The organism is Mesorhizobium sp. WSM4816, from assembly GCF_055811535.1.
Genome location: NZ_JBVVQR010000051.1, coordinates 1 through 19,412, shown reverse-complemented (window position 1 = coordinate 19,412; position 19,412 = coordinate 1). Strand labels below are relative to the sequence as shown.

The following is a 19,412-nucleotide window of genomic DNA, read 5'->3' as shown; positions in this document are numbered from 1 at the left end:
GATGCGCGAGATCATCTTCGATACGGAAACTACCGGCCTCGATTTCCGCGACGACCGCGTCATCGAGCTTGGCTGCATCGAGCTGGTCAACCGTTTCCCGACTGGCCGCACCTTCCACCACTATATCAATCCGCAGGGACGATCGATCCATGCCGAGGCACAGGCCGTTCATGGCATCAGCGCCGCCGACCTGATGGGCAAGCCGACCTTCAGCGACATCGCCGAGGAGTTCCTTGCCTTCATCGACGGCGCCAAGCTGGTCGCCCACAATGCGACTTTCGACATCGCTTTCCTCAATGTCGAATTCGGCCGGCTTGGCCACCCGGTCGTTGACCCCGGACTTGTCGTCGACACGCTGGCGCTGGCGCGCCGCAAGCATCCGATGGGGCCCAATTCGCTGGACGCGCTGTGCCGGCGCTACGGCATCGACAATGCCCGCCGCACCAAGCACGGCGCGTTGCTCGATTCGGAATTGCTGGCCGAGGTCTATATTGAGCTCATCGGCGGCAAGCAGGCGGCGCTCATCCTCGACAGCGCCACGGCGCCGGCCGGCGGCAGGAGAAACGTCGACGACATTGACATCAGCATCGCCGCGCGGCCGATAGCGCTGCCGTCTCGCCTGACCGAAGCAGAGCGCGCCGCGCACGCGAGCATGGTCGGCACATTAGGCGAAAAGGCGCTCTGGCTGCGCGTCGCCCGGGAAGCGAGTTCTGCGGCATAGTAATTTTTGGCGAGTGCGCCCGGTCGGCCCCCCTCTGGCCTGCCGACCATCTCCCCCTCAAGGGGGGAGATCGGACTTCACACCGGCTTTCGCCAATCGCCAACCTTGCTGGAATGAGCGAAGACGCTTGGGCTGCCAATCTCCCCCCTTGAGGGGGAGATGTCCGGCAGGACAGAGGGGGGTGCTGTCCCGCCGGTTTCTCAACAAAAAGCCCGGCTTCGCGCCGGGCTTTTCAAACCTACCGAGATAGCCTTCTCAGCTCACCTTGACCTTGCTGGCCGCCTGGTCCTCGGCCAGCTTCTGCTGGAACATCTGCGCGAAATCGATCGGATCGAGCATCAGCGGCGGGAAGCCGCCATTGCGCGTCGCCTCGGCGATGATCTGCCTGGCGAACGGGAACAGCAGCCGCGGGCATTCGATGAACAGCAGCGGCAGCATGTGCTCCTGCGGGAAGCCGCTGATGGCGAACACACCGCCATAGACCAGCTCGACGTTGAACAGCACTTCCTTGTCGAAGGACGCCTTGGCGTTCAGCGTCAGATTGACGTCGAACTGCTTGTCCGAAAGCGGGTTGGCGTTGACATTGACGTTGATGGCGATGCCGGGAGCCTTGTCGCGGCCGCGCAGCGAATTCGGCGCGCCGGGGCTTTCGAAGGAAAGGTCCTTCACATATTGGGCAAGCACGTTGAGCGAAGGCTGCGTCGCGTCGCCGTTGCCACTGGCCGCGCCGGTCGGCGCGTCGTCTTTGCTGGCCATAAGCCTTTGTCCTTTTCCTCGGCAGCGTTGCTGACCGGATTGAAATCGGGCGTTCGCTACCATGGCCGGCATGACAAGACAAGGTTTGCGCGCTTTGCTTTCCCTTCTCCCACAAGGGAGAAGGGAGAGCTGCGCCGGGCTACTCGTCCTCAAGGCGATCTACTCGTCCTTGAGGCGGCGCCAGGGGGAATTGGGATCGGGGCCGTGCTCGTCGCCGCGCGAATAGTCGCTGTCGTCGAGGTCGATGGTCTTGTCGCGTTGCCGGGCCCGGAATCCGCCGGTGCCGAAACTGGTGGCCATCACGATGCGGCCTTTCAGCCGGCGCCAGGCGAGGTCGCGGACCGGCGGCAGCAGCAGCAGAATGCCTAAAATGTCAGTGATGAAGCCGGGAATGATGAGCAGGATCGCCGCCAGCACGATCATGGCGCCATGCGCGAGCTGACGGCTTGGATCACGTCCGGCGTCCATTTCGGCACGGACCCGGGTCATGACGCCGAACCCCTGGTATCGCAACAACAGCGCGCCGGCGATGCTCGAAGCCAGCACCAGGCCGACCGTCGCCAGGGCGCCGGCCTGGCGGCCGACAACGACGAAACCGGCGATTTCCAGCAGCGGAAGCGCGAGGATGAACAGGGGAAGCAGCGAAATGCGCAAATCTTGACCGATCGTTTCGATGTTTTGCCGGCAGGCGGGCAATCGCCGCTGGCACTGAACCTTTTAGATAGGTATGGCTGCCTTTAATTTGAATGATTGCAGCTTGCGTTCTATATGCTTTGGATGTTGAACGCTATGCGACCGCAGCCATTGCCTGGCCGGGCGGTCCGGCCGGAGTAGGGATTGATTGGCGGAAGATATGGGATTCTTCGACTTCGGCACGATTTTCTTTCTGGTTGCGGCGGTTGTGATCTTTTTCCAGCTGCGCAATGTGCTCGGCCGCCGCACCGGCAGCGAGCGCCCGCCGTTCGATCCCTATACGGCGGGCCGCACCCGCGACGACGCCCAAAAACCCGAGAATGTGGTCTCGCTGCCGCGCAAGCGAGCGCCGGGAGAGCCGGCAATCGACGCCTATGCGGCGATCGACGCCTTCGCCAAGCCTGACACCGATCTCAACAAGGGCCTGCGCGCGATCAAGGACAATGATCCGGCATTCGACCCCAAGACCTTCGTCGACGGCGCCAAGATGGCCTATGAGATGATCGTCATGGCCTATGCCGATGGCGATCGCAAGACGCTGAAGAACCTGTTGTCGCGCGAGGTCTATGACGGCTTTGTCGCGGCGATCGGCGACCGCGAGGCGAAGTCGGAAAAAATCCAGTCCTCCTTCGTCGGCATCGACAAGGCCGACATCGTTTCCGCCGAGATGAAGGGCAGCGAGGCGCATATCACGCTGCGCATTGTCAGCGAACTGATTTCGGCAACGCGCGACAAGGCCGGCGCCGTCATCGACGGCGATCCCGAAACCGTCGCCGAGGTCAAGGACGTCTGGACCTTCGCCCGCGATACGCGCTCGCGCGACCCGAACTGGAAGCTCGTCGCCACCGAAGAAGAAGACTGAGCCCGGACCACGGCGGGGTCTGTCGTGTCGCTTTCTCAGGCGTTTCGCGAAAAATCCTTTGACGATCTGCCCGGCTGGGACAAGGACGACCATCTGGCTGCGTTCGCCGCTTTCCGGCGTTCGGCTTTTCATGTCCTGGCGAAACCCTATCGCTCCGGCGGGCTCGGTGTCGACTTCAATGCCTTCACCGAGGCCTATGCTGCAGCCCGCACCGTGTCGCCAACCGACCGGCGCGAAGCCCGCGCCTTCTTCGAGCGGCATTTCATCCCGGCGCACATAGCGGCGGAAAGCGGCGGCGCCGGTCTCGTCACCGGCTTCTATGAACCGGTGGTCGACGCTTCGCCGGTGCGAACCGAACGATTTACGGTGCCGCTGCTGTCACGTCCGGCCGATCTCGTCGACATCGACGACGCCAACCGGCCGGTCGGTATGGATCCCTATCTCGCCTTCGGCCGCGCCACGCCGGACGGACCGGTCGAGTATTTCGACCGCGGCGAGATCGAGCGCGGCGCGCTCGTCAAGGGTTTGGCTGGCAAGGGTTTGGAAATCGCCTGGCTCGCCGACAAGGTCGATGCCTTCTTCATCCACGTACAGGGTTCTGCGCGGCTCACCATGACCGACGGCCGGCTTTGCCGCGTCACCTATGCCGCCAAATCCGGCCAGCGCTTTACCGGACCGGGCAAGATCCTGAGTGAGCTAGGCGAAATCCCGCTGGAAGCGGTGACCATGCAGTCGGTCCGCGCCTGGTTCAAGGCGCATCCGCAACGCATCGACGAGATCCTGTGGCGCAACCGCTCCTATATTTTTTTCCGCGAGATTTCCGCCAGCGAGGCGGCGGCGGCCGACGACCCGGAACTCGGGCCGATCGCTGCCGCAAAGGTGCCGCTGACACCGGGCCGCTCCGTCGCTGTCGACCGTCTGCTGCATACATTCGGCACGCCGTTCTACATCGATGGGCCGTCGCTGGCCGCTTTCGACAACAAGCCGTTCCGGCGGCTGATGATCGCGCAGGACACCGGCTCGGCGATCACCGGCCAGGCGCGTGGCGATTTGTTCACTGGTACGGGAGATGCGGCCGGCGAGATCGCCGGCGTTGTCCGCAACCCCGCCGATTTCTACGCGCTGATCCCGCGTCGGCTTGTGCCGGGAGCGGGGCGATGACCCGGCGCATCGACAGGCTGAGCGAGGACGATCGGGTCCTGTGGAACCTGGTGGCGCGCACCGCCAAGCCGCTGAAGGGCAAGGCCGCCGTCGACATCCCGGATATTGGCCCGGACATCGCTGATGACACCAAGCCAATGCTGCGTGACCAGGCGATGGCTCCTGCTGCGGCCACGAAAGCCAGGACGCAGCATGTTTCGCATGCGCTCGACGAGCCGACGCTGGAAAAACTGTCGAAGGGCCGGCTGCCGATCGAGGGCCGCGTCGATCTGCACGGCCTGAGCCAGGACGAAGCCTATTCGCTTTTGTTCTCCTTCCTGCACCGGGCGCATGCCAGCGGCATCCGCTATGTGCTGGTGATCACCGGCAAGGGCTCCTCGTCCGGCGGCGACGGCATCTTGCGGCGCGCCGTGCCGGCCTGGCTGTCGACACCCGCATTCAGACCGCTGGTCTCCAGCCACGACCACGCCGCCCGCAAGCATGGCGGCTCGGGCGCGCTCTATATCCGCCTGCGGCGCACGCGCTGATGCGGATGCGCGCATGAGGGTGCACCCGACGAGGATGGACGTGTGACCCCGTTCGGCGAAAAGCTTCGCGCCCTGCGGAGCGAACGCGGCGTCAGCCAAAAGGCCATGGCCAGGGCGATCGGCGTCAGCGCCGCCTATCTGTCGGCGCTGGAGCACGGCCGCCGCGGTGCGCCGACCTGGACGCTGATCCAGAAGATCATCGGCTATTTCAATGTCATCTGGGACGATGCCGAAGAACTTGCGCGGCTGGCCGAGACCTCGCACCCGCGGGTAAAACTCGACACGTCGGGCCTCAGCCCCGCCGCCACCGAGCTTGCCAATGTCTTGGCCGAAAACATCGAAAAACTAGACGAGGCGGAGCTTCGCCGCATCACCGCATCGATCCGCGCCGCGCTGGGGCGGACGTAGGGTTTGTCCGACTCGTGTTGAGGCGATCAATTGTCGATGTTGGCGCCGCCCCTCATTGCCTGCCGGGCACTCCCCGTAAACGGGGAGAAAGCGGCTGATCGCGAACGTGGCCTGCAACGCCGGCGATTGGCGAAATCGTCAATGACAGCACCCCTATCCCGTCCCTATACGGAGAGAGGATGCCGGCAGGCAGGTGAGGGGCAGCACAAACGCCTGGAGCAGGTAACGCGAAACGCAGCGATCCTGGAGGTCGCTTGCAAATACCTTACTGGACCGCGCCGACCAGAACCTGCTGGCCATCACGGATCGACACCCAGCGACCGGTATTGTCGATCGCCTGCCGCTTGAGGAAGCGGTAGCCGGTCCGGTCCCATGAGCGGACCTTTCCGTCGAGATTGTCGAGGACGTAGTCGCCCTTGCTCGTGCGCACGGTCAGCACGGCATGGCCCTCGCCGTCAGGCTTGCGCACGACGGTCATCAGAAGATTGGCGTAGGACACGCCCAAGCGGTTCAATTCGCGGCGCTTTTCCAGGACATAGTCCTCACAGTCGCCAACGCCCCTGACGGGGTAGGCCCAGACCTCGTCCTTGCCGTAAATATCGATGTCGCTTATCGGCTTGACGGCGTTGTTGACCCTGGCGTTGACGCTGAGAATCTTGCGCCAGAGCGCGCCGGTCATGGTGGCGGGGGCGAGATTGCCCGGGTGGATCGAGCATTCGGCCGGACTGGTCTTGCAGAAATCGTAATGGCCGATCGGCTGCGATGTTGGGCCGCCGGTTGCCATTGGTCCGGCTGCCGAAGCCGCCGTAGACCAGCCTGTCGCAAGTGCCAGCCCTAACAGGGCGCACACGCGCAGCCCTCTCGCCATTGGTGAGGAAATCATTGTCCCCCTCGTCCCTTGTTGTTAATGAAACGTTAAGGGCGATCTACAGTCCCTGTCAATTATACCAACGGCCAGTTTTGCGATATGGTTACCCGCGCGGCCGAAAGCGCGGCTATTGTGCAACAGGTCGACTTGAACGGCGGCTGCCATCCAGGACATTTTTACTTTTTGGCGGTCCGAACCAGCTTCGGCCTCACCGCAACGCGGGTCTGGCGTCCATAGCTGGTGATGAAGTCGACAATGCGCGGCACGATTTCGGAGCGGAAGCGCGAGCCGTTGAAGACGCCGTAATGGCCGACCGCCGGCTGCATGTAGTGAGCGTGCCTGTCCGCGGGGATGTTGATGCAGAGGTCGTGCGCGGCCTGGGTCTGGCCGAGGCCGGAAATGTCGTCGTTCTCGCCCTCGACCGTGAACAGCGCGACATTGCGGATATCGGCGGGATCGATGGCGATGCCGCGATGCATCATTTCGCCCTTGGGCAGAGCATGGCGGACGAACACGGTGTCTACCGTCTGCAGGTAGAACTCCGCTGTCAGATCCATCACCGCCATATACTCGTCGTAGAAGTCGCGGTGCTTCTCGGCACTGTCGCCGTCATGCTTCACCAGATGCATGAAGAAGTCCTTGTGGGCGATGATGTGGCGGTCGAGGTTCATGCTCATGAAGCCCGAAAGTTGCAGGAAGCCGGGATAGACCTCGCGGCCGAAGCCCGGCACCGGCCATGGCGCCTGCATGGTGACGTTGTCGCGGAACCAGTCGGTGCCCTTTTCCTCGGCCAGAAGGTTGACCGCGGTCGGATTGCGGCGGGTGTCGATCGGCCCACCCATCAGCGTCATCGTCGAGGGAACGAACGGGTCGCCCCGCGTTTCCATCAGCGCCACCGCCGCCAGCACCGGGACCGACGGCTGGCACACCGCCATGACATGCGTGTCGGGGCCCAGCGCATGCAGCATGTCGACGATGTAGTCGATGTAGTCGTCGAGGTCGAAGCTGCCCTCGCTGAGCGGAACCATGCGGGCGTCGACCCAGTCGGTGATGTGAACCTCGGCATGCGGCAGCATCGCCTCGACCGTGCCGCGCAGCAGCGTCGCGTAGTGGCCGGACATCGGCGCCACGATCAGCAGCTTCGGATCAGGCCGGCGGCCGGCGGGAACCGCCCGCTCGAAACGGAGCAGATTGCAGAATGGCCGCGACCACACCGTCTTTTCGGTGACATCGACGCTTTTCCAGTCGACGATGGTCTTGGTCAGGCCGAACTGCGGCTTGCTGTAGCGGCGCGTCGTGCGTTCGAACAATTCGGCCGTCGCCGCGACCGAGCGGCCCCACGACGTGTGCGCAAACGGATTGAGAGGATTGGTGTAGAACATCCGCACCGCATCGGCATAGACGCGGGCCGGCTGAACGGCGGCGTGGTTCAATTCGTAGAGCTGGTAGAACATTGAGAACTCCGCTGCTGCGACCGAAGGGACGACAGCAGTGCCGAGCCTTGAATCTCTCGCGCAAAGGTTAACAACAAACTGCTGCGATGCAATACGTCAATTGAATTGATTTATGCTTATACTTTTGTCTAAGGCGTTGAAAATCGGTTTTGAACGGCGGCAGCCGGCTTATTGTGCAGCTGCGAAAGATGCCGGAGAGAGCATGGGCAATCGCTTCAGGTTTGCGCTGCCCCTCATCCGCCTGGCCGCAAAGTGGCGCGGCCATTCACACGCGGTCGGTGCACACAGCAGCATGGCCAGAGCTGATGAAGCCGAGCCGCCCCGCTGCGCCCTTCGACAGGTCGATCACCCGACCCTTGATAAACGGGCCGCGGTCGTTGATGCGCACGACGACGCTGCGGCCGTTTTTGCGGTTGGTGACCTTCAGCCTGGTGCCAAAAGGCAAGGTGCGGTGCGCGGCGGTCAGCGCCGACGGGTTCATCCGCTCGCCGGAAGCGGTCTTCGATGTCAGCGCGTACCAGGAGGCGCGGCCGCATTGCGCGGCGGCAGGGGAGGTGGATGCGCCGACCATCAGGCCAGCCGCTATCGCCGCCGCGACAAGCGCGGTCCGGTTGGGTTTCTTCATCTGTGGCAAGGGGCTCCGTTTGACAGACCCGGCCGTTACGGATGGAATGTGGCACCAAATGCGGCAGTCGTCTGGCGGTTCCATGACTACAGTACACGTTTGGAGTCGGCGCGAAACAGTCTGTCATGGAATGTCGAGATTGCGCCGATGTATGTCTGGTGGTCTTCGCACCAGCACCGGGGCGTTTCTGGCAAGACCCCGGCTTTATTATGCAAGTAGATGTGACAGCGATCGGGTCGCTTCCTTTCGCCTTGTCATCGCGGTCATAGCGGAATTGGCGATCGACTTGGGAAAGGAATTCCGACGATGAGATTGATCAAAAATCTGCTGGCGCTGATTGTGCTCGCCATCGGTGCGCTGTGGTCGCTGCAGGGCATCGGCCTCGTCGGCGGCAGCTTCATGACCGGCCAGTCGCAATGGCTCTACATCGGCATCGTCACCGCGCTGGTTGGCCTGGTCGGGCTGGTGTGGGCGAACCGTTCGCTCCCCTGACACTCGAACGGCCCTGGCGGCGTTTCGGTCGACCGGCGAATGCGCGGCCCGCCGCAAACACGCATTTCCTGTTTTGCACGCAGCTTCGGCAAATGAATGCTGCGAATGGCCGACGATTTGAAAACCGGTTCCTGTATCGCGGCTAAGTATAGTAGTCTTATCGACATTACAGGAATTGGAGAACGATGAGCGATGTCCATATCGCGGCGATCACCCGCATAAGTGCCGAGCGCCGGCTGTCGCCATTGGCGTGCCTCGCGGCTTCAGGAGGAAAGAACGTCCGGCAAGTCGTCGCAGCGGCTTGAAAATCACGCAAAATCAATGGTGCCCGTCTTGTATATCATGCTCTTGAAAGCCTGGACGCGGACGCGGTGGGGACGCACGCCAGGCGATTCGCAACCGGTGGCCCTTCGCCATCGCATGACAGAGAAACGTTCGGTCTATGCTCACAAAAAAGGGCAAGTACGGCCTCAAGGCGCTCGTCCATCTGGCGCGGCTGCCGGTTGGTCAGCTCGCCTTCGTCGGCGATATCGCCGCCGGAAACAACATCCCGAAGAAATTTCTCGACGCCATCCTCGGCGAACTGCGCAATGCCGGTTTTGTCCAGAGCCGCAAGGGCAAGGAGGGCGGTTACCGCCTGGCGCGGCCGGCGGATGAAATCAAGATCGGCCACGTCGTGCGCGTGCTCGACGGGCCGCTTGCCCCAATTCCCTGCGCCAGCCGCACCCGGTATCAGCGCTGTGAAGACTGCAACGAGGCGACATGCCAAGTCCGACATCTGATGCTGGAGGTCCGGCAAGCGATCGCCGAGGTGCTGGATCAGCGCAGCCTCGCCGAGATGCGCGATATCGCCGGCGACGACGACCTTTCGGCTGCGTTGAAAATCCAGGCCTGAGCCGGAACGGAGCGCTCCTCGGGCAATTGGTGCGCGCATGACCGGCCGCGCAAATTCGATTGTCCCAAGTTCGATCATTATCGTCGGCGGCGGCGCCAGCGGCGTCGTCCTTGCCGCGCATCTGTTGAAGTCGCCCAATCCCGATTTGCGTGTCACGCTGATTGAAAAGCGCCCGCATTTCGGCCAGGGCATTGCCTATTCCACGCTGCTGTCGGCGCATGTGCTGAATGTCAGCGCGGCCGGCATGAGCGCCCATGCCGACGACCCCGGCAATTTCTGGCGCTGGCTGCTTGAGCGCGGCCTGGCAACCCCAGAGCAGGCGCCGGTCTACGCGCCGCGCAGCGTCTACGCCCGCTACCTGAAGGAACTGCTGGACGAGCTCGAGGCCCGCGAGACGGGGCGTCTTCGCCTGATCCGCGAGGAGAGCCTGTCGATCTCGCCGACCGGGTCCGGGGTCGAGGTGGCGCTGGCCAACGGTACCAGCGTCGTCGCCCACCTTGCCGTGCTGGCGACCGGACATGACGAGGAGCCAGGTGCCGGCCACGGCCATGCGATCAGGATGGGATCGGAGGCCGACACCGGGCTCGACGGGGAAGCCCGGGTCCTGGTGCTGGGCACGGGGTTGAGCATGGTCGATGCCTTCCTGTCGCTCGAACAACGCGGCCATCGCGGCGAGATCATCGCGGTGTCGCGGCGCGGCCTGCTGCCTTCGCCGCATCGCAAGGGCAATCCGATCAAGCTCGACGTCGCCGACATTCCGCTCGGCACCCAGCTCTCCTATTTCGTCGGCTGGTTTCGCGACCTGATCCGGGAAAACCAGAAGGCCGGCATCGACTGGCGCGACGTCGTCGACGGTCTCAGGCCGTTCAACCAGAAGATCTGGCAGAACTGGCCGTCTTCGGCCAAGCGCCGCTTCGTAGAGCACACCAAGGCGTGGTGGGACATCCACCGCCATCGCATGGCGCCGGAGGTCTATGCCCGTGTCACCGAGGCGGTGCAGTCGGGCCACATCCGGCTTGTCGCCGGGCGCGTCGTCGGCATCACGGCGGGCGACGAATTCAGCGTGCAGGTCCAGTCGCGCCACACGCAAAACATCGAGACGTTCGACGTCGCCCGCATCTACGATTGCACCGGCATCGCCAGGGACATCTCGACAACGTCGAACAGCGTGGTGCGGTCGCTGGTCGACCGCGGGCTGGCCCGGCCGGATCCGCTGCGCCTTGGCCTCGACGTATCGGACAATTGCGAGGTCATCGCCAGCGACGGCACCGTCTCGGCCAAGATCCTGGCGGTCGGGCCACTGACCCGCGGCACCTTCTTCGAGATCGACGCCATACCGGATATTCGCGTGCAATGTGCAAGGCTGGGGAAGCGGTTGCTGGGGTGAGGTCGGCGCTCTACGGCGGTGCTGTCCCGCGACCTTATCGTGATTGGCGTGACGGAGCGGCCCCACCGGAATCCCATTCCCCGTCTGGCCAATGGATTGGCACGATCTATCTTCTTTCAGACTGCAAACGGCTGGAAAAGAAGATAGGCTGACAGCCTGCCCAAGGCGGTCGCTTGACCATGGAGCATCAGCATGAGCGTGCACAAGATCGCCCTCCCGGACAGGGAAATGTCCCGCCTGCGTCCGCCCTATGCATCGGTTCTCGACCTGATCGGACAGACGCCGGTTGTCGAGCTGACCAAATTCGACATCGGCAAGTGCCGGCTGTTCATCAAGCTCGAAAGCCAGAATCCCGGCGGCTCGATCAAGGACCGAATTGCGCTGTCGATGATCGCCGACGCCGAAAAACAGGGCAAGCTGAAGCGCGGCGGCACCATTGTCGAGGCGACCGCCGGCAACACCGGCCTTGGCCTCGCCCAGGTCGGCATCCCCAAGGGCTACCGCATCGTCCTGGTCGTGCCCGACAAGATGTCGCGCGAAAAGATCCAGCATCTGCGGGCGCTCGGCGCAGAAGTGCGCATGACCCGTTCCGATGTCGGCAAGGGCCACGCCGAATATTATCAGGACATGGCCGAAAGGATCGCCGCCGAACTGCCCGGCGCCTTCTATGCCAACCAGTTCGCCAATCCGGCCAATCCGGACGCCCATGAAACCACGACCGGTCCGGAGATCTATTCGCAGCTCGGCGGCGACGTCGATGCAGTGGTCGTCGGCGTCGGCTCCGGCGGCACGCTGACCGGGCTTGGCCGCTATTTCGCAAAAACCTCGCCGAAGACCGAGATGATCCTCGCCGATCCGGTCGGTTCGGTGCTGGCGCCCCTGATCAAGACCGGCAAGATGCAAGAGGCCGGCAGCTGGACGGTGGAGGGCATCGGCGAGGATTTCGTCCCGCCCAATGCCGATCTGTCGCTGGTCAAGAAGGCCTACTCGATCCCCGACAAGCAGAGCATGCTGGCGGTGCGCGACCTGCTTTCCAAGGAGGGCATCCTCGCCGGCTCATCCTCCGGCACGCTGCTTTCGACAGCGCTGCGCTATTGCCGCGAGCAGACCGTGCCGAAGCGGGTCGTCACCTTCGTCTGCGACAGCGGCAACAAATATCTGTCGAAAGTGTTCGACGATTTCTGGCTGATCGAGCAGGGCCTCGCCGAGCACGAGCAGCATGGCGATTTGCGCGACCTGGTGATGCGCACGCACCGCACCGGCGACATCGTGTCTGTCGGCCCGGACGAAAGCCTGCTCAACGCCTATGGCCGCATGCGCCGTTCGGATGTCTCGCAGCTGCCGGTGCTGGACGACGGCAAGCTGGTCGGCATCGTCGACGAAAGCGATATCCTCACCCACGTCGAAGGCCCCTATGACAGCCGCTGGGACCGTTTCAAGGCCCCGGTGCGCACGGCGATGACTTCCAATCTGCACACGCTGCAGGCCAGCCAGACGCTGGACGCGCTGCTGCCGGTGTTCGACCGCAACGAGGTCGCCATCGTCTTCGACGGCGACGAATTCATCGGCCTGATTACCCGCATCGACCTGATCAACCATCTGAGGCGCCGCGCAAGATGACCATCAAAGCCACCGTATCGGGCAGCAACCGCCTAGCCTTCTCGACGCGCACCATCCATGGCGGCCAGAGCCACGACCCGACGACCGGCGCGGTGATGGTGCCGATCTATGCGACCTCGACCTATGGCCAGCAGAGCCCGGGCGTGCACAAGGGTTTTGAATATGCCCGCAGCCAGAACCCGACCCGCTTTGCCTTCGAGCGCGCGGTGGCCGATCTCGAAAGCGGCGCAGCCGCCTTCGCTTTCGCCTCGGGGCTGGCGGCGATCGCCACCATCTTCGAACTGCTCGATTCCGGCGCCCATGTCGTCGCCACCGACGATATCTATGGCGGCACGTTCCGGCTGCTGGAGCGGGTGCGCAAGCGCTCGGCCAATCTCCAGGTCGACTTCGTCGACTTCACCGATCTAGCCGCGGTCGAAGCGGCGATCCGCCCGGAAACCAGGTTGCTCTGGGTCGAGACGCCGACCAATCCGCTGCTGCGCGTCGTCGATCTCGAAGCGGTCGCAGCCCTGGCCAGGCGCAAAGGCGTGCTCTCGGTCGCCGACAACACTTTTTGCAGCCCCTATCTGCAGCGGCCGCTGGAGCTCGGCATCGACATATCGGTGCATTCGACGACGAAATACCTCAACGGCCATTCCGACATGGTCGGCGGTGTCGCCGTGGTCGGCGACAACAAGGATCTCGCCGACCGGCTGAGATTCCTGCAGAACGCCATCGGCGCCATTTCCGGACCGTTCGACAGTTTTCTGGCGCTGCGCGGCCTCAAGACGCTGGCGCTGAGGATGGAGCGCCATTCGTCGAACGGCCAGAAGATCGCGCACTGGCTGGAAAGCCGTCCCGACATCCGCCGCGTTATCTATCCCGGTCTCCCCAGCCACCCGCAGCACGCCATCGCCAGAAAGCAGATGCACGCCTTCGGCGGCATGATCACGGTCGAGCTCGACCGCGACCTCGCCGGCACCAAACGCTTCCTCGAGCACACGCAACTGTTCACGCTGGCCGAAAGCCTCGGCGGCGTCGAAAGCCTGATCGAGCACCCGGCGCTGATGACCCACGGCTCGATCCCGGCCGGGAAGCGGGCCGAGATCGGGATTTCCGATTCGCTGGTGCGGTTGTCGGCTGGCATCGAGGACGGCGATGATCTGATCGCCGATCTGGATCAGGCGCTGGGGGGGTGAGGGGAGCTTGGGGCACTCGCTTCTGCCATCGAAAACCGTTCAACCGATGTTGAGGCGATCAATCATCGATGCCGGCAGCGCAAACCTGAAGCGGTTGTTCTGGGACCTGTATGATAGCCGTTGACCTCCGCTGCATCTGGCGAAATTGTAACTTCCTGCAATTGCCGACAGGCCGGTTGAAGCCATGACCATTCGCGAGCGCCACCAACCGATTGCCACCGACACTCCGCTCACCTTCGCGGTCCTGGTCTTCCCCGGCTTTCCGATGATGGCGTTCAGCTCGGTGATCGAGCCGTTGCGCGCGGCCAACGTGCTGGCCAAGAAAGAATGCTACCGCTGGATCATCGTCGGCGCCGCTGAGGGCCCGGTCGCGGCCTCGAACGGGGTCGTCATCCAGCCCGGCTTTTTCGCCGGCGATGCGCCGAAGGTCGACCGCATCGTCGTCTGCTCGGGCGGCGATGCCGATCATCTCGTGGCCGAGGACGCGGTGAGCTGGATCCGCAGGAGCCTGCGCGGCGGCGCCCATATCGGCGCGGTGGCGGATGCTGCCTTCTTCCTGGCGCGGGCCGGCCTGCTCGACGGCCATGCCTGCACCTTGCACTGGACCAGCCAGGCGGCGTTCACCGAGGCGTTTCCGGACATCGAGCTGAGGCGCGATCTCTATGTCATCGACCGCAAGCGCTTCACTTCGGCCGGCGGCGTCGGCAGCCTCGACATGATGCTGGAGATCATCACATCAGATTATGGCGCCGAGCTCGCGGCCGGCGTCGCCGAATGGTTCGTGCACAGCCCGCTGCGCTCCAGCGTCGACCGCAAGCTGATGCCGCTGCGGCTGCGCACCGGCGTCCAGAACGAGCTGGTGCTGGCGGCCATCGCCATCATGGAGGATGCGGTGGAGGAGCGGCTCGGCATGGCGGCGCTGGCGGAAAAGCTCGGCGTCTCCTCCGACAAGCTCGAACGAAACTTTCGCTCCGAGCTCAGCGTCTCGCCCAACGGCTATTACCGCCGCCTGCGGCTGAAGCGCGCCGCCGACCTTTTGGCGCATTCGACACTGATGGTGCGCGACGTGGCACTCGCCTGCGGTTTTGCTTCGATGTCGAGCTTTGCGCGGGCGTTCAGGGAAGAGCATGGGCATGCGCCGAAGGTGGCGCGCAGGCATTAGGGCGCTAACCAGGCCGCGCCGCGTTCCCGCCCACCCCCCTCTGGCCTGCCGGCCATCTCCCCCTCAAGGGGGGAGATTGGCAGCTTCGATGCTCCGCTCTTCCTGCGACGGTAGAAATACTCGAAAGCGGTGATGACGGCCGATCTCCCCCCTCGAGGGGGAGATGTCCGGCAGGACAGAGGGGGGCGCCGCAGAGCGCCGCGGAACGACTTCAAGCGGTATTTCGCACAACATCTGCGGTATCCCGCACAAGCTTATCGCGGCGCACCGCTATGTTCAGGGCTTCTTCCAGGAGGCACCCGTGAGCATCGTCGTTTTCGACCCCGACAGCACTGAGGACGTCGACTTCAAGGACCGCATGCGCCACCCGGCGGCGGCCGATCCGGCCGGCGGCATGTGGCTGTCCGACACCGAGCCGTCCTTCATCGATGCGGACGCGTTGCGCAAGGGCCGGCTGGCCAAGCTGCGCGCCTGGATGCGCGAGTCCGGTTATGGCGCCGTCGTGCTGTTCGATCCCTATAACCAGCGCTACGCCACCGGCTCGCGCAACATGTTCGGTTATTTCCTGCGCAATTCGACCCGCTACTTCTTCATCCCGACCGAAGGGCCGATCGTGCTGTTCGAATATCCGCAGAGCTATCATGTCTCGATGGTGCTCGATACGATCGACGAGGCGCGGCCGTCGAAGCTGGTGTGGTCTTCGGTGTCGGGCCGCGACGACGAGACCGCCGGCCCGTTCGCCGACGAGATCACGGAGCTGCTCAAGGTACATGGCGGCGGCTCGATGAAGCTCGGCCTCGACCGCTGCGGCCATCTGCAGGCGCTGGCGCTGGAAAAGCGCGGCTGCGAGGTCCGGGATTGCCAGGGCGAGATCCTCGCCGTGCGGGCGGTCAAGACGCCCGAAGAGGTAAAATGCCTGCAGGTATCGATGGCCGGCGCCGAGGCGGCCGTCTATGCGGTGCGCGAGGCGATCAAGCCCGGCGTGTCCGAGAACGACCTGTTCGCCATCATGTATCACGAGGTGATCCGCCAGGGCGGCGAGTTCATCGAAACCCGGCTCTTGACCTCGGGCCAGCGCACCAACCCGTGGTTCAACGAAGCCAGCGGCCGCAAGATCAGGCCGGGCGAACTTTTGGCGCTGGATACCGATACGATCGGCTGCTACGGCTATTATTCGGACTTCTCGCGCACCTTCCGCTGCGGCCCGGGCAAGCCGACGGATTATCAGAAATCGCTCTACCGCATAGCCCACGACCAGGTTCAGCACAATATCTCGATCGTCAGGCCGGGCATGGCGTTTCGCGAGATCGCCGAAAAGGCCTGGAAGATCCCGGACCGCTTCGTCGACCAGCGCTACACGTCTGTCATGCACGGCGTCGGCATGCATGGCGAGACGCCGTTCATCGCGCACGCCATGGACTACGAGACTTATGGCCGCGACGGTTTTGTCGCGCCCGGCATGGTGGTCAGCGTCGAAAGCTATATCGGCGAGAAAGGCGGACGCGAGGGCGTCAAGCTCGAGGACGAGATCCTGGTCACCGAAACCGGCACCGAGCTTCTGTCGCGCTTTCCCTATGAGGACGACTTTCTGGAGAAAGAAGTTTGATCCCAGCATCCACCACCAATCGAGGTGCGGTATCGCAAACCTTCGGGAGTAGCCGCAGAGCCCATGCTCTCGTCATCCTAGGGTCTTCGCGACGCCGCTTCGCGGCTGCTTCGCCCTGGAATGACGAAGTTCAGGTGTCCGCATGAAGGGCCCGGTCTCGATCAGACGCGGCACGGTGGCCGCGGTGTTCGTCGACCTCCAGGAGGAGCACCGGCAGGACAAGCGCTATCTGGTCGAGGGTTTTGCCAACATCCTCGCCAACGTCCAGCGCCTGCAGGCGGCGGCACGGGCCAACGATGTGCTGCTCTACCATTCGGCCTATATCGTCGATCTCACCAGGGAGGCGCGGCGGTTCCATCCGGTCGATGCCAATGGCAGGTCGGCCTTCTCCGACAAGGACGATCCGCTGACGGCGATCTGTCCGGAAGTGGCGCCGGTCGCCGGCGAGATGATGCTGGTCAAAACCGAGGCCAGCGCCTTCGGTGCTGGCCCTGCCGCCGGCCGGCTCAAGGCCGAAGGCATCGAGTGGCTGGTCGTTGCCGGCGTATGGACCGAGGCCTGCATCGACGCCACCGTCAGGGATGCGGTGTCATCGGGCTTTCGCGTGCTGCTGGTCAAGGACGCCTGCGGCAGCGGCAGCACGGCGATGCACCAGACCGCCATCCTCAACCTTGCCAACCGGCTCTATGGCGGCGCCGTGACAACCACCGACGGCGCCTGCCGGCTGATGGCAGGCGAGACGGTCGATGCATGGCAGGTCGTGGGCTCGGTGCCTTTGCGCTTCACCTATGAAAACGCCGCCCGGCTCTATGACGAACTCTGACGCTTTGCCGCGCCTGGTGGTACGAGGAGCCGCGCCCCGTCCACAGCTTCCTGCGCGCCCGCAATACCTTGCCGCGGGCCGGCGAAGCCTTCACCCGCATCGTCGCCGCCATCGCCACGCTCGGCAAGGGCGAGTGGTTGTAGGGAACCCGCGAATGCCCCCTCATCCGGCCGCTTCGCGGCCACCTTCTCCCCGAGGGGAGAAGAGATCGCCACGCCGGTGCCAGCCTCTTCTCCCCGCCGGGGAGAAGGTGGCCCGAAGGGCCGGATGAGGGGGCCTTACAAGCACCCCGCTTCCACCTCTGCGGAACAGCGCACAACGCCTGCGGAAAGGCGAACACTTCCCCGCTGAATCCCGCACTATCATCGCCTATGGCCAAGGGCGCCCGGCGACCGCATCCGCCCCCGCGAAGCGGACGACCGGGCGCCGACAGGGAGGATTCGACGATGAAGTTGATGCTGACCGAAAGAGCGCTGCATCCGCAGGCCGAGCCCGTCGCCGACGGTTTTAAAAAAGGCAGCATGAACCGGCGCGAATATCTCGCCACCATGGCAGCACTCGGCGTCGGCGCCGCCGGCGCGCTGGCGCTGGGCGGCCTCGCGCCTTCGCCGGCCAGGGCGCAGGAGCCGAAGCGCGGCGGCGTCTTGCGCGTCGCCATGAACGTCAAGGGCTGGAAGGACCCGCGCACCTTCGACGGCGTCGAAATGTCCAATGTTGCCCGCCACTGCAACGAGTATCTGGTGCGCTGGAACCGCGACTTCACCTTCGAGCCGTGGCTGCTCGAGAGTTGGGAGACCAGCGACGACGCCCGCGTGCTGACGCTGCACGTCCGCAAGAGCATCACCTGGTCGAACGGCGACACTTTCAACGCCGACGACGTCGTCCACAATCTGACGCGCTGGTGCGATGCGAGCGTTGCCGGCAATTCGGTCGCCGAGCGGATGGGGGCGCTGGTCGACGCCGCCACCAAGAAGCCGATCGACGGCGGCATCGAGCGTGTCGACGACTTTACCGTCCGGCTCAATCTGCCGAAGCCCGACATTTCGCTGATTGCCGGCATGATCGACTATCCGGCGCTGATCATGCACCGCAGCTACGACGGCGACGGCGATCCGCTGAAGGCCCTGGCGATCACCACTGGACCTTGCGAACTGGTGGCATGGGACGCCGAGGTCGGCGCCGAGGTCCGCCGCAAGGACAAGCCGTGGTGGAAGGGCGACTTCTGGCTCGACGGCATCCAATGGGTCGACTACGGCTCCGATCCCAATGCGATGTTTTCGGCCTTCGAATCGGGCGAGATCGACACCAACCACGAAACCGCCGCCGATACCGTCTCGCAGACCGACGCCATGGGTCTGAGCAATTCCGAGCTTGCCACCGGCTCGACCATCGTCGCCCGCTTCAACGTCGGCAATCCGCCCTATGGCGACATCAGGGTGCGGCGCGCCGCCCAGCTCGCCGTCGACAATGCCGCAATCCTGAAGATCGGCATGGACGACCGCGGCAAGCCGGCCGAGAACCATCATGTCGGCCCGATGCATGCCGAATACGCCGATATCGGCCCGGCCGTCCGCAATGTCGACGAAGCCAAGACGCTGCTTGCCGAGGCCGGCAAGTCCGATCACGAATACGAGCTCATCTCCGTCGATGTCGACTGGCAGAAGAATACCGGCGACGCCATCGCCGCGCAGATGCGCGACGCCGGGCTGAAGGTCAAACGGACCGTGCTGCCGGCGGCGACGTTCTGGAACGACTGGAGCAAATATCCTTTCTCCTGCACCGAGTGGCTCGGCCGGCCGCTGGGCGTCCAGGTGCTGGCGCTGGCCTACAGATCGGGCGCTGCCTGGAACGAGACCGCCTACGCCAATCCGGAGTTCGACGCCTTGCTCGACAAGGCGCTGGCCACACCCGACGCCAGTGCGCGCAAGGAAATCATGGCCAAGATCGAGCGGAATCTGCGCGATTCCGGCATCATCATCCAGCCCTACTGGCGCTCGGTCTACCGGACGTTCCGCAAGGGCGTGCACGGTTGCGAGCAGCACCAGTCTCTGGAGCAGCATTTCGAGAAGGTCTGGCTCGAGGCGTGATCGCGGGTCTTTCCTTCTCCCCTTGTGAGGGCTTTGCACGGGGGCCGAAGTTTGGCGCAGATGGCGCATGGGGCGTTTTTTGAAACG

General features: G+C 64.0%; 19 protein-coding genes and 1 pseudogene. 15 read left to right on the top strand and 5 right to left on the bottom strand.

The features are described 5' to 3' along the window. Position 1 precedes the first annotated feature (1 nt). Positions 2-721: a DNA polymerase III subunit epsilon gene (gene dnaQ / locus AC0L3H_RS30525; RefSeq protein WP_473587944.1), complete on the top strand. Its 720-nt coding sequence runs from the start codon at positions 2-4 to the stop codon at positions 719-721. Positions 722-976: 255 nt separating this feature from the next. On the opposite strand, the gene secB is transcribed toward dnaQ, so the two are convergent. Together secB and AC0L3H_RS30515 are read right to left on the bottom strand one after the other, a co-directional pair. Further along, positions 977-1,477, bottom strand: a complete 501-nt coding sequence (gene secB / locus AC0L3H_RS30520; RefSeq protein WP_027153623.1) for a protein-export chaperone SecB — start codon at positions 1,475-1,477, stop codon at positions 977-979. A 159-nt stretch (positions 1,478-1,636) separates the two neighbouring features. Then, positions 1,637-2,131 (bottom strand): FxsA family protein, encoded by a 495-nt coding sequence (locus tag AC0L3H_RS30515; RefSeq protein ID WP_473587943.1) that lies wholly within the window; start codon positions 2,129-2,131, stop codon positions 1,637-1,639. A 199-nt stretch (positions 2,132-2,330) separates the two neighbouring features. Between AC0L3H_RS30515 and AC0L3H_RS30510 the strand changes: the two genes are divergently transcribed. Genes AC0L3H_RS30510 through AC0L3H_RS30495 form a run of 4 tightly spaced genes read left to right on the top strand, consistent with a single transcriptional unit; the run spans position 2,331 to position 5,128 of the window. Continuing rightward, positions 2,331-3,032 (top strand): Tim44/TimA family putative adaptor protein, encoded by a 702-nt coding sequence (locus AC0L3H_RS30510; RefSeq protein ID WP_023802679.1) that lies wholly within the window; start codon positions 2,331-2,333, stop codon positions 3,030-3,032. A 24-nt stretch (positions 3,033-3,056) separates the two neighbouring features. Then, positions 3,057-4,193: a murein transglycosylase A gene (gene mltA, locus AC0L3H_RS30505; RefSeq protein ID WP_473587942.1), complete on the top strand. Its 1,137-nt coding sequence runs from the start codon at positions 3,057-3,059 to the stop codon at positions 4,191-4,193. Beyond that, entirely contained in the window at positions 4,190-4,720 is a 531-nt protein-coding gene (locus tag AC0L3H_RS30500) for a Smr/MutS family protein (RefSeq protein ID WP_473493663.1), read from the top strand. The genes mltA and AC0L3H_RS30500 overlap by 4 nt, the downstream gene beginning before the upstream one ends. A gap of 42 nt (positions 4,721-4,762) precedes the next feature. Then, positions 4,763-5,128: a helix-turn-helix domain-containing protein gene (locus tag AC0L3H_RS30495; protein WP_023802676.1), complete on the top strand. Its 366-nt coding sequence runs from the start codon at positions 4,763-4,765 to the stop codon at positions 5,126-5,128. A gap of 265 nt (positions 5,129-5,393) precedes the next feature. Here the strand turns inward: AC0L3H_RS30495 and AC0L3H_RS30490 are convergent, their stop codons facing one another. The 3 genes from AC0L3H_RS30490 to AC0L3H_RS30480 all read right to left on the bottom strand — a co-directional run bounded on the left by AC0L3H_RS30490 (position 5,394) and on the right by AC0L3H_RS30480 (position 8,075). Then, positions 5,394-6,011: a transglutaminase-like cysteine peptidase gene (locus AC0L3H_RS30490; RefSeq protein WP_027153618.1), complete on the bottom strand. Its 618-nt coding sequence runs from the start codon at positions 6,009-6,011 to the stop codon at positions 5,394-5,396. Positions 6,012-6,172: 161 nt separating this feature from the next. Continuing rightward, on the bottom strand, positions 6,173-7,450 hold the full coding sequence (locus AC0L3H_RS30485) for a polyhydroxyalkanoate depolymerase (RefSeq protein WP_473587941.1): 1,278 nt from the start codon (positions 7,448-7,450) through the stop codon (positions 6,173-6,175). Between the two features lie 265 nt (positions 7,451-7,715). Further along, entirely contained in the window at positions 7,716-8,075 is a 360-nt protein-coding gene (locus AC0L3H_RS30480) for a septal ring lytic transglycosylase RlpA family protein (RefSeq protein WP_023802673.1), read from the bottom strand. Between the two features lie 306 nt (positions 8,076-8,381). Between AC0L3H_RS30480 and AC0L3H_RS30475 the strand changes: the two genes are divergently transcribed. The 10 genes and pseudogenes from AC0L3H_RS30475 (at position 8,382) to AC0L3H_RS30430 (ending at position 19,325) form a co-directional block, all read left to right on the top strand. Beyond that, complete coding sequence (locus AC0L3H_RS30475) at positions 8,382-8,567, top strand: hypothetical protein (protein ID WP_473587940.1); 186 nt, start codon at positions 8,382-8,384, stop codon at positions 8,565-8,567. A 442-nt stretch (positions 8,568-9,009) separates the two neighbouring features. After that, entirely contained in the window at positions 9,010-9,462 is a 453-nt protein-coding gene (locus AC0L3H_RS30470; RefSeq protein ID WP_023802671.1) for an RrF2 family transcriptional regulator, read from the top strand. A 37-nt stretch (positions 9,463-9,499) separates the two neighbouring features. After that, positions 9,500-10,849, top strand: a complete 1,350-nt coding sequence (locus tag AC0L3H_RS30465) for an FAD/NAD(P)-binding protein (protein WP_473587939.1) — start codon at positions 9,500-9,502, stop codon at positions 10,847-10,849. Positions 10,850-11,041: 192 nt separating this feature from the next. Then, positions 11,042-12,469, top strand: a complete 1,428-nt coding sequence (locus AC0L3H_RS30460) for a pyridoxal-phosphate dependent enzyme (RefSeq protein ID WP_473587938.1) — start codon at positions 11,042-11,044, stop codon at positions 12,467-12,469. Next, positions 12,466-13,647: a cystathionine gamma-synthase gene (locus AC0L3H_RS30455; RefSeq protein WP_473587937.1), complete on the top strand. Its 1,182-nt coding sequence runs from the start codon at positions 12,466-12,468 to the stop codon at positions 13,645-13,647. The genes AC0L3H_RS30460 and AC0L3H_RS30455 overlap by 4 nt, the downstream gene beginning before the upstream one ends. A 184-nt stretch (positions 13,648-13,831) precedes the next feature. Then, positions 13,832-14,809, top strand: coding sequence for a GlxA family transcriptional regulator (locus AC0L3H_RS30450; protein ID WP_473587936.1), 978 nt, complete (start codon positions 13,832-13,834; stop codon positions 14,807-14,809). A 301-nt stretch (positions 14,810-15,110) separates the two neighbouring features. Beyond that, positions 15,111-16,415, top strand: a complete 1,305-nt coding sequence (locus tag AC0L3H_RS30445; protein ID WP_473587935.1) for a M24 family metallopeptidase — start codon at positions 15,111-15,113, stop codon at positions 16,413-16,415. A gap of 142 nt (positions 16,416-16,557) precedes the next feature. After that, positions 16,558-17,238 carry an isochorismatase family protein gene (locus tag AC0L3H_RS30440; protein ID WP_473587934.1) on the top strand — a complete coding sequence of 227 codons (681 nt, stop codon included), beginning with the start codon at positions 16,558-16,560 and terminating at the stop codon, positions 17,236-17,238. 8 nt (positions 17,239-17,246) lie between these two features. Next, a pseudogene (locus AC0L3H_RS30435) lies at positions 17,247-17,381 on the top strand (esterase); the annotation flags it as partial. Positions 17,382-17,684: 303 nt separating this feature from the next. Further along, complete coding sequence (locus AC0L3H_RS30430; RefSeq protein ID WP_473587933.1) at positions 17,685-19,325, top strand: ABC transporter substrate-binding protein; 1,641 nt, start codon at positions 17,685-17,687, stop codon at positions 19,323-19,325. Positions 19,326-19,412: the final 87 nt, after the last annotated feature.

Coding starts and splice junctions, on each gene's coding strand:
- dnaQ (WP_473587944.1), top strand. CDS start 2: ATGCGCGAGATCATCTTCGATACGGAAACTACCGGCCTCGATTTCCGC.
- secB (WP_027153623.1), bottom strand. CDS start 1,477: ATGGCCAGCAAAGACGACGCGCCGACCGGCGCGGCCAGTGGCAACGGC.
- AC0L3H_RS30510 (WP_023802679.1), top strand. CDS start 2,331: ATGGGATTCTTCGACTTCGGCACGATTTTCTTTCTGGTTGCGGCGGTT.
- AC0L3H_RS30500 (WP_473493663.1), top strand. CDS start 4,190: ATGACCCGGCGCATCGACAGGCTGAGCGAGGACGATCGGGTCCTGTGG.
- AC0L3H_RS30490 (WP_027153618.1), bottom strand. CDS start 6,011: ATGATTTCCTCACCAATGGCGAGAGGGCTGCGCGTGTGCGCCCTGTTA.
- AC0L3H_RS30485 (WP_473587941.1), bottom strand. CDS start 7,450: ATGTTCTACCAGCTCTACGAATTGAACCACGCCGCCGTTCAGCCGGCC.
- AC0L3H_RS30480 (WP_023802673.1), bottom strand. CDS start 8,075: ATGAAGAAACCCAACCGGACCGCGCTTGTCGCGGCGGCGATAGCGGCT.
- AC0L3H_RS30475 (WP_473587940.1), top strand. CDS start 8,382: ATGAGATTGATCAAAAATCTGCTGGCGCTGATTGTGCTCGCCATCGGT.
- AC0L3H_RS30470 (WP_023802671.1), top strand. CDS start 9,010: ATGCTCACAAAAAAGGGCAAGTACGGCCTCAAGGCGCTCGTCCATCTG.
- AC0L3H_RS30465 (WP_473587939.1), top strand. CDS start 9,500: ATGACCGGCCGCGCAAATTCGATTGTCCCAAGTTCGATCATTATCGTC.
- AC0L3H_RS30460 (WP_473587938.1), top strand. CDS start 11,042: ATGAGCGTGCACAAGATCGCCCTCCCGGACAGGGAAATGTCCCGCCTG.
- AC0L3H_RS30455 (WP_473587937.1), top strand. CDS start 12,466: ATGACCATCAAAGCCACCGTATCGGGCAGCAACCGCCTAGCCTTCTCG.
- AC0L3H_RS30450 (WP_473587936.1), top strand. CDS start 13,832: ATGACCATTCGCGAGCGCCACCAACCGATTGCCACCGACACTCCGCTC.
- AC0L3H_RS30440 (WP_473587934.1), top strand. CDS start 16,558: ATGAAGGGCCCGGTCTCGATCAGACGCGGCACGGTGGCCGCGGTGTTC.
- AC0L3H_RS30430 (WP_473587933.1), top strand. CDS start 17,685: ATGAAGTTGATGCTGACCGAAAGAGCGCTGCATCCGCAGGCCGAGCCC.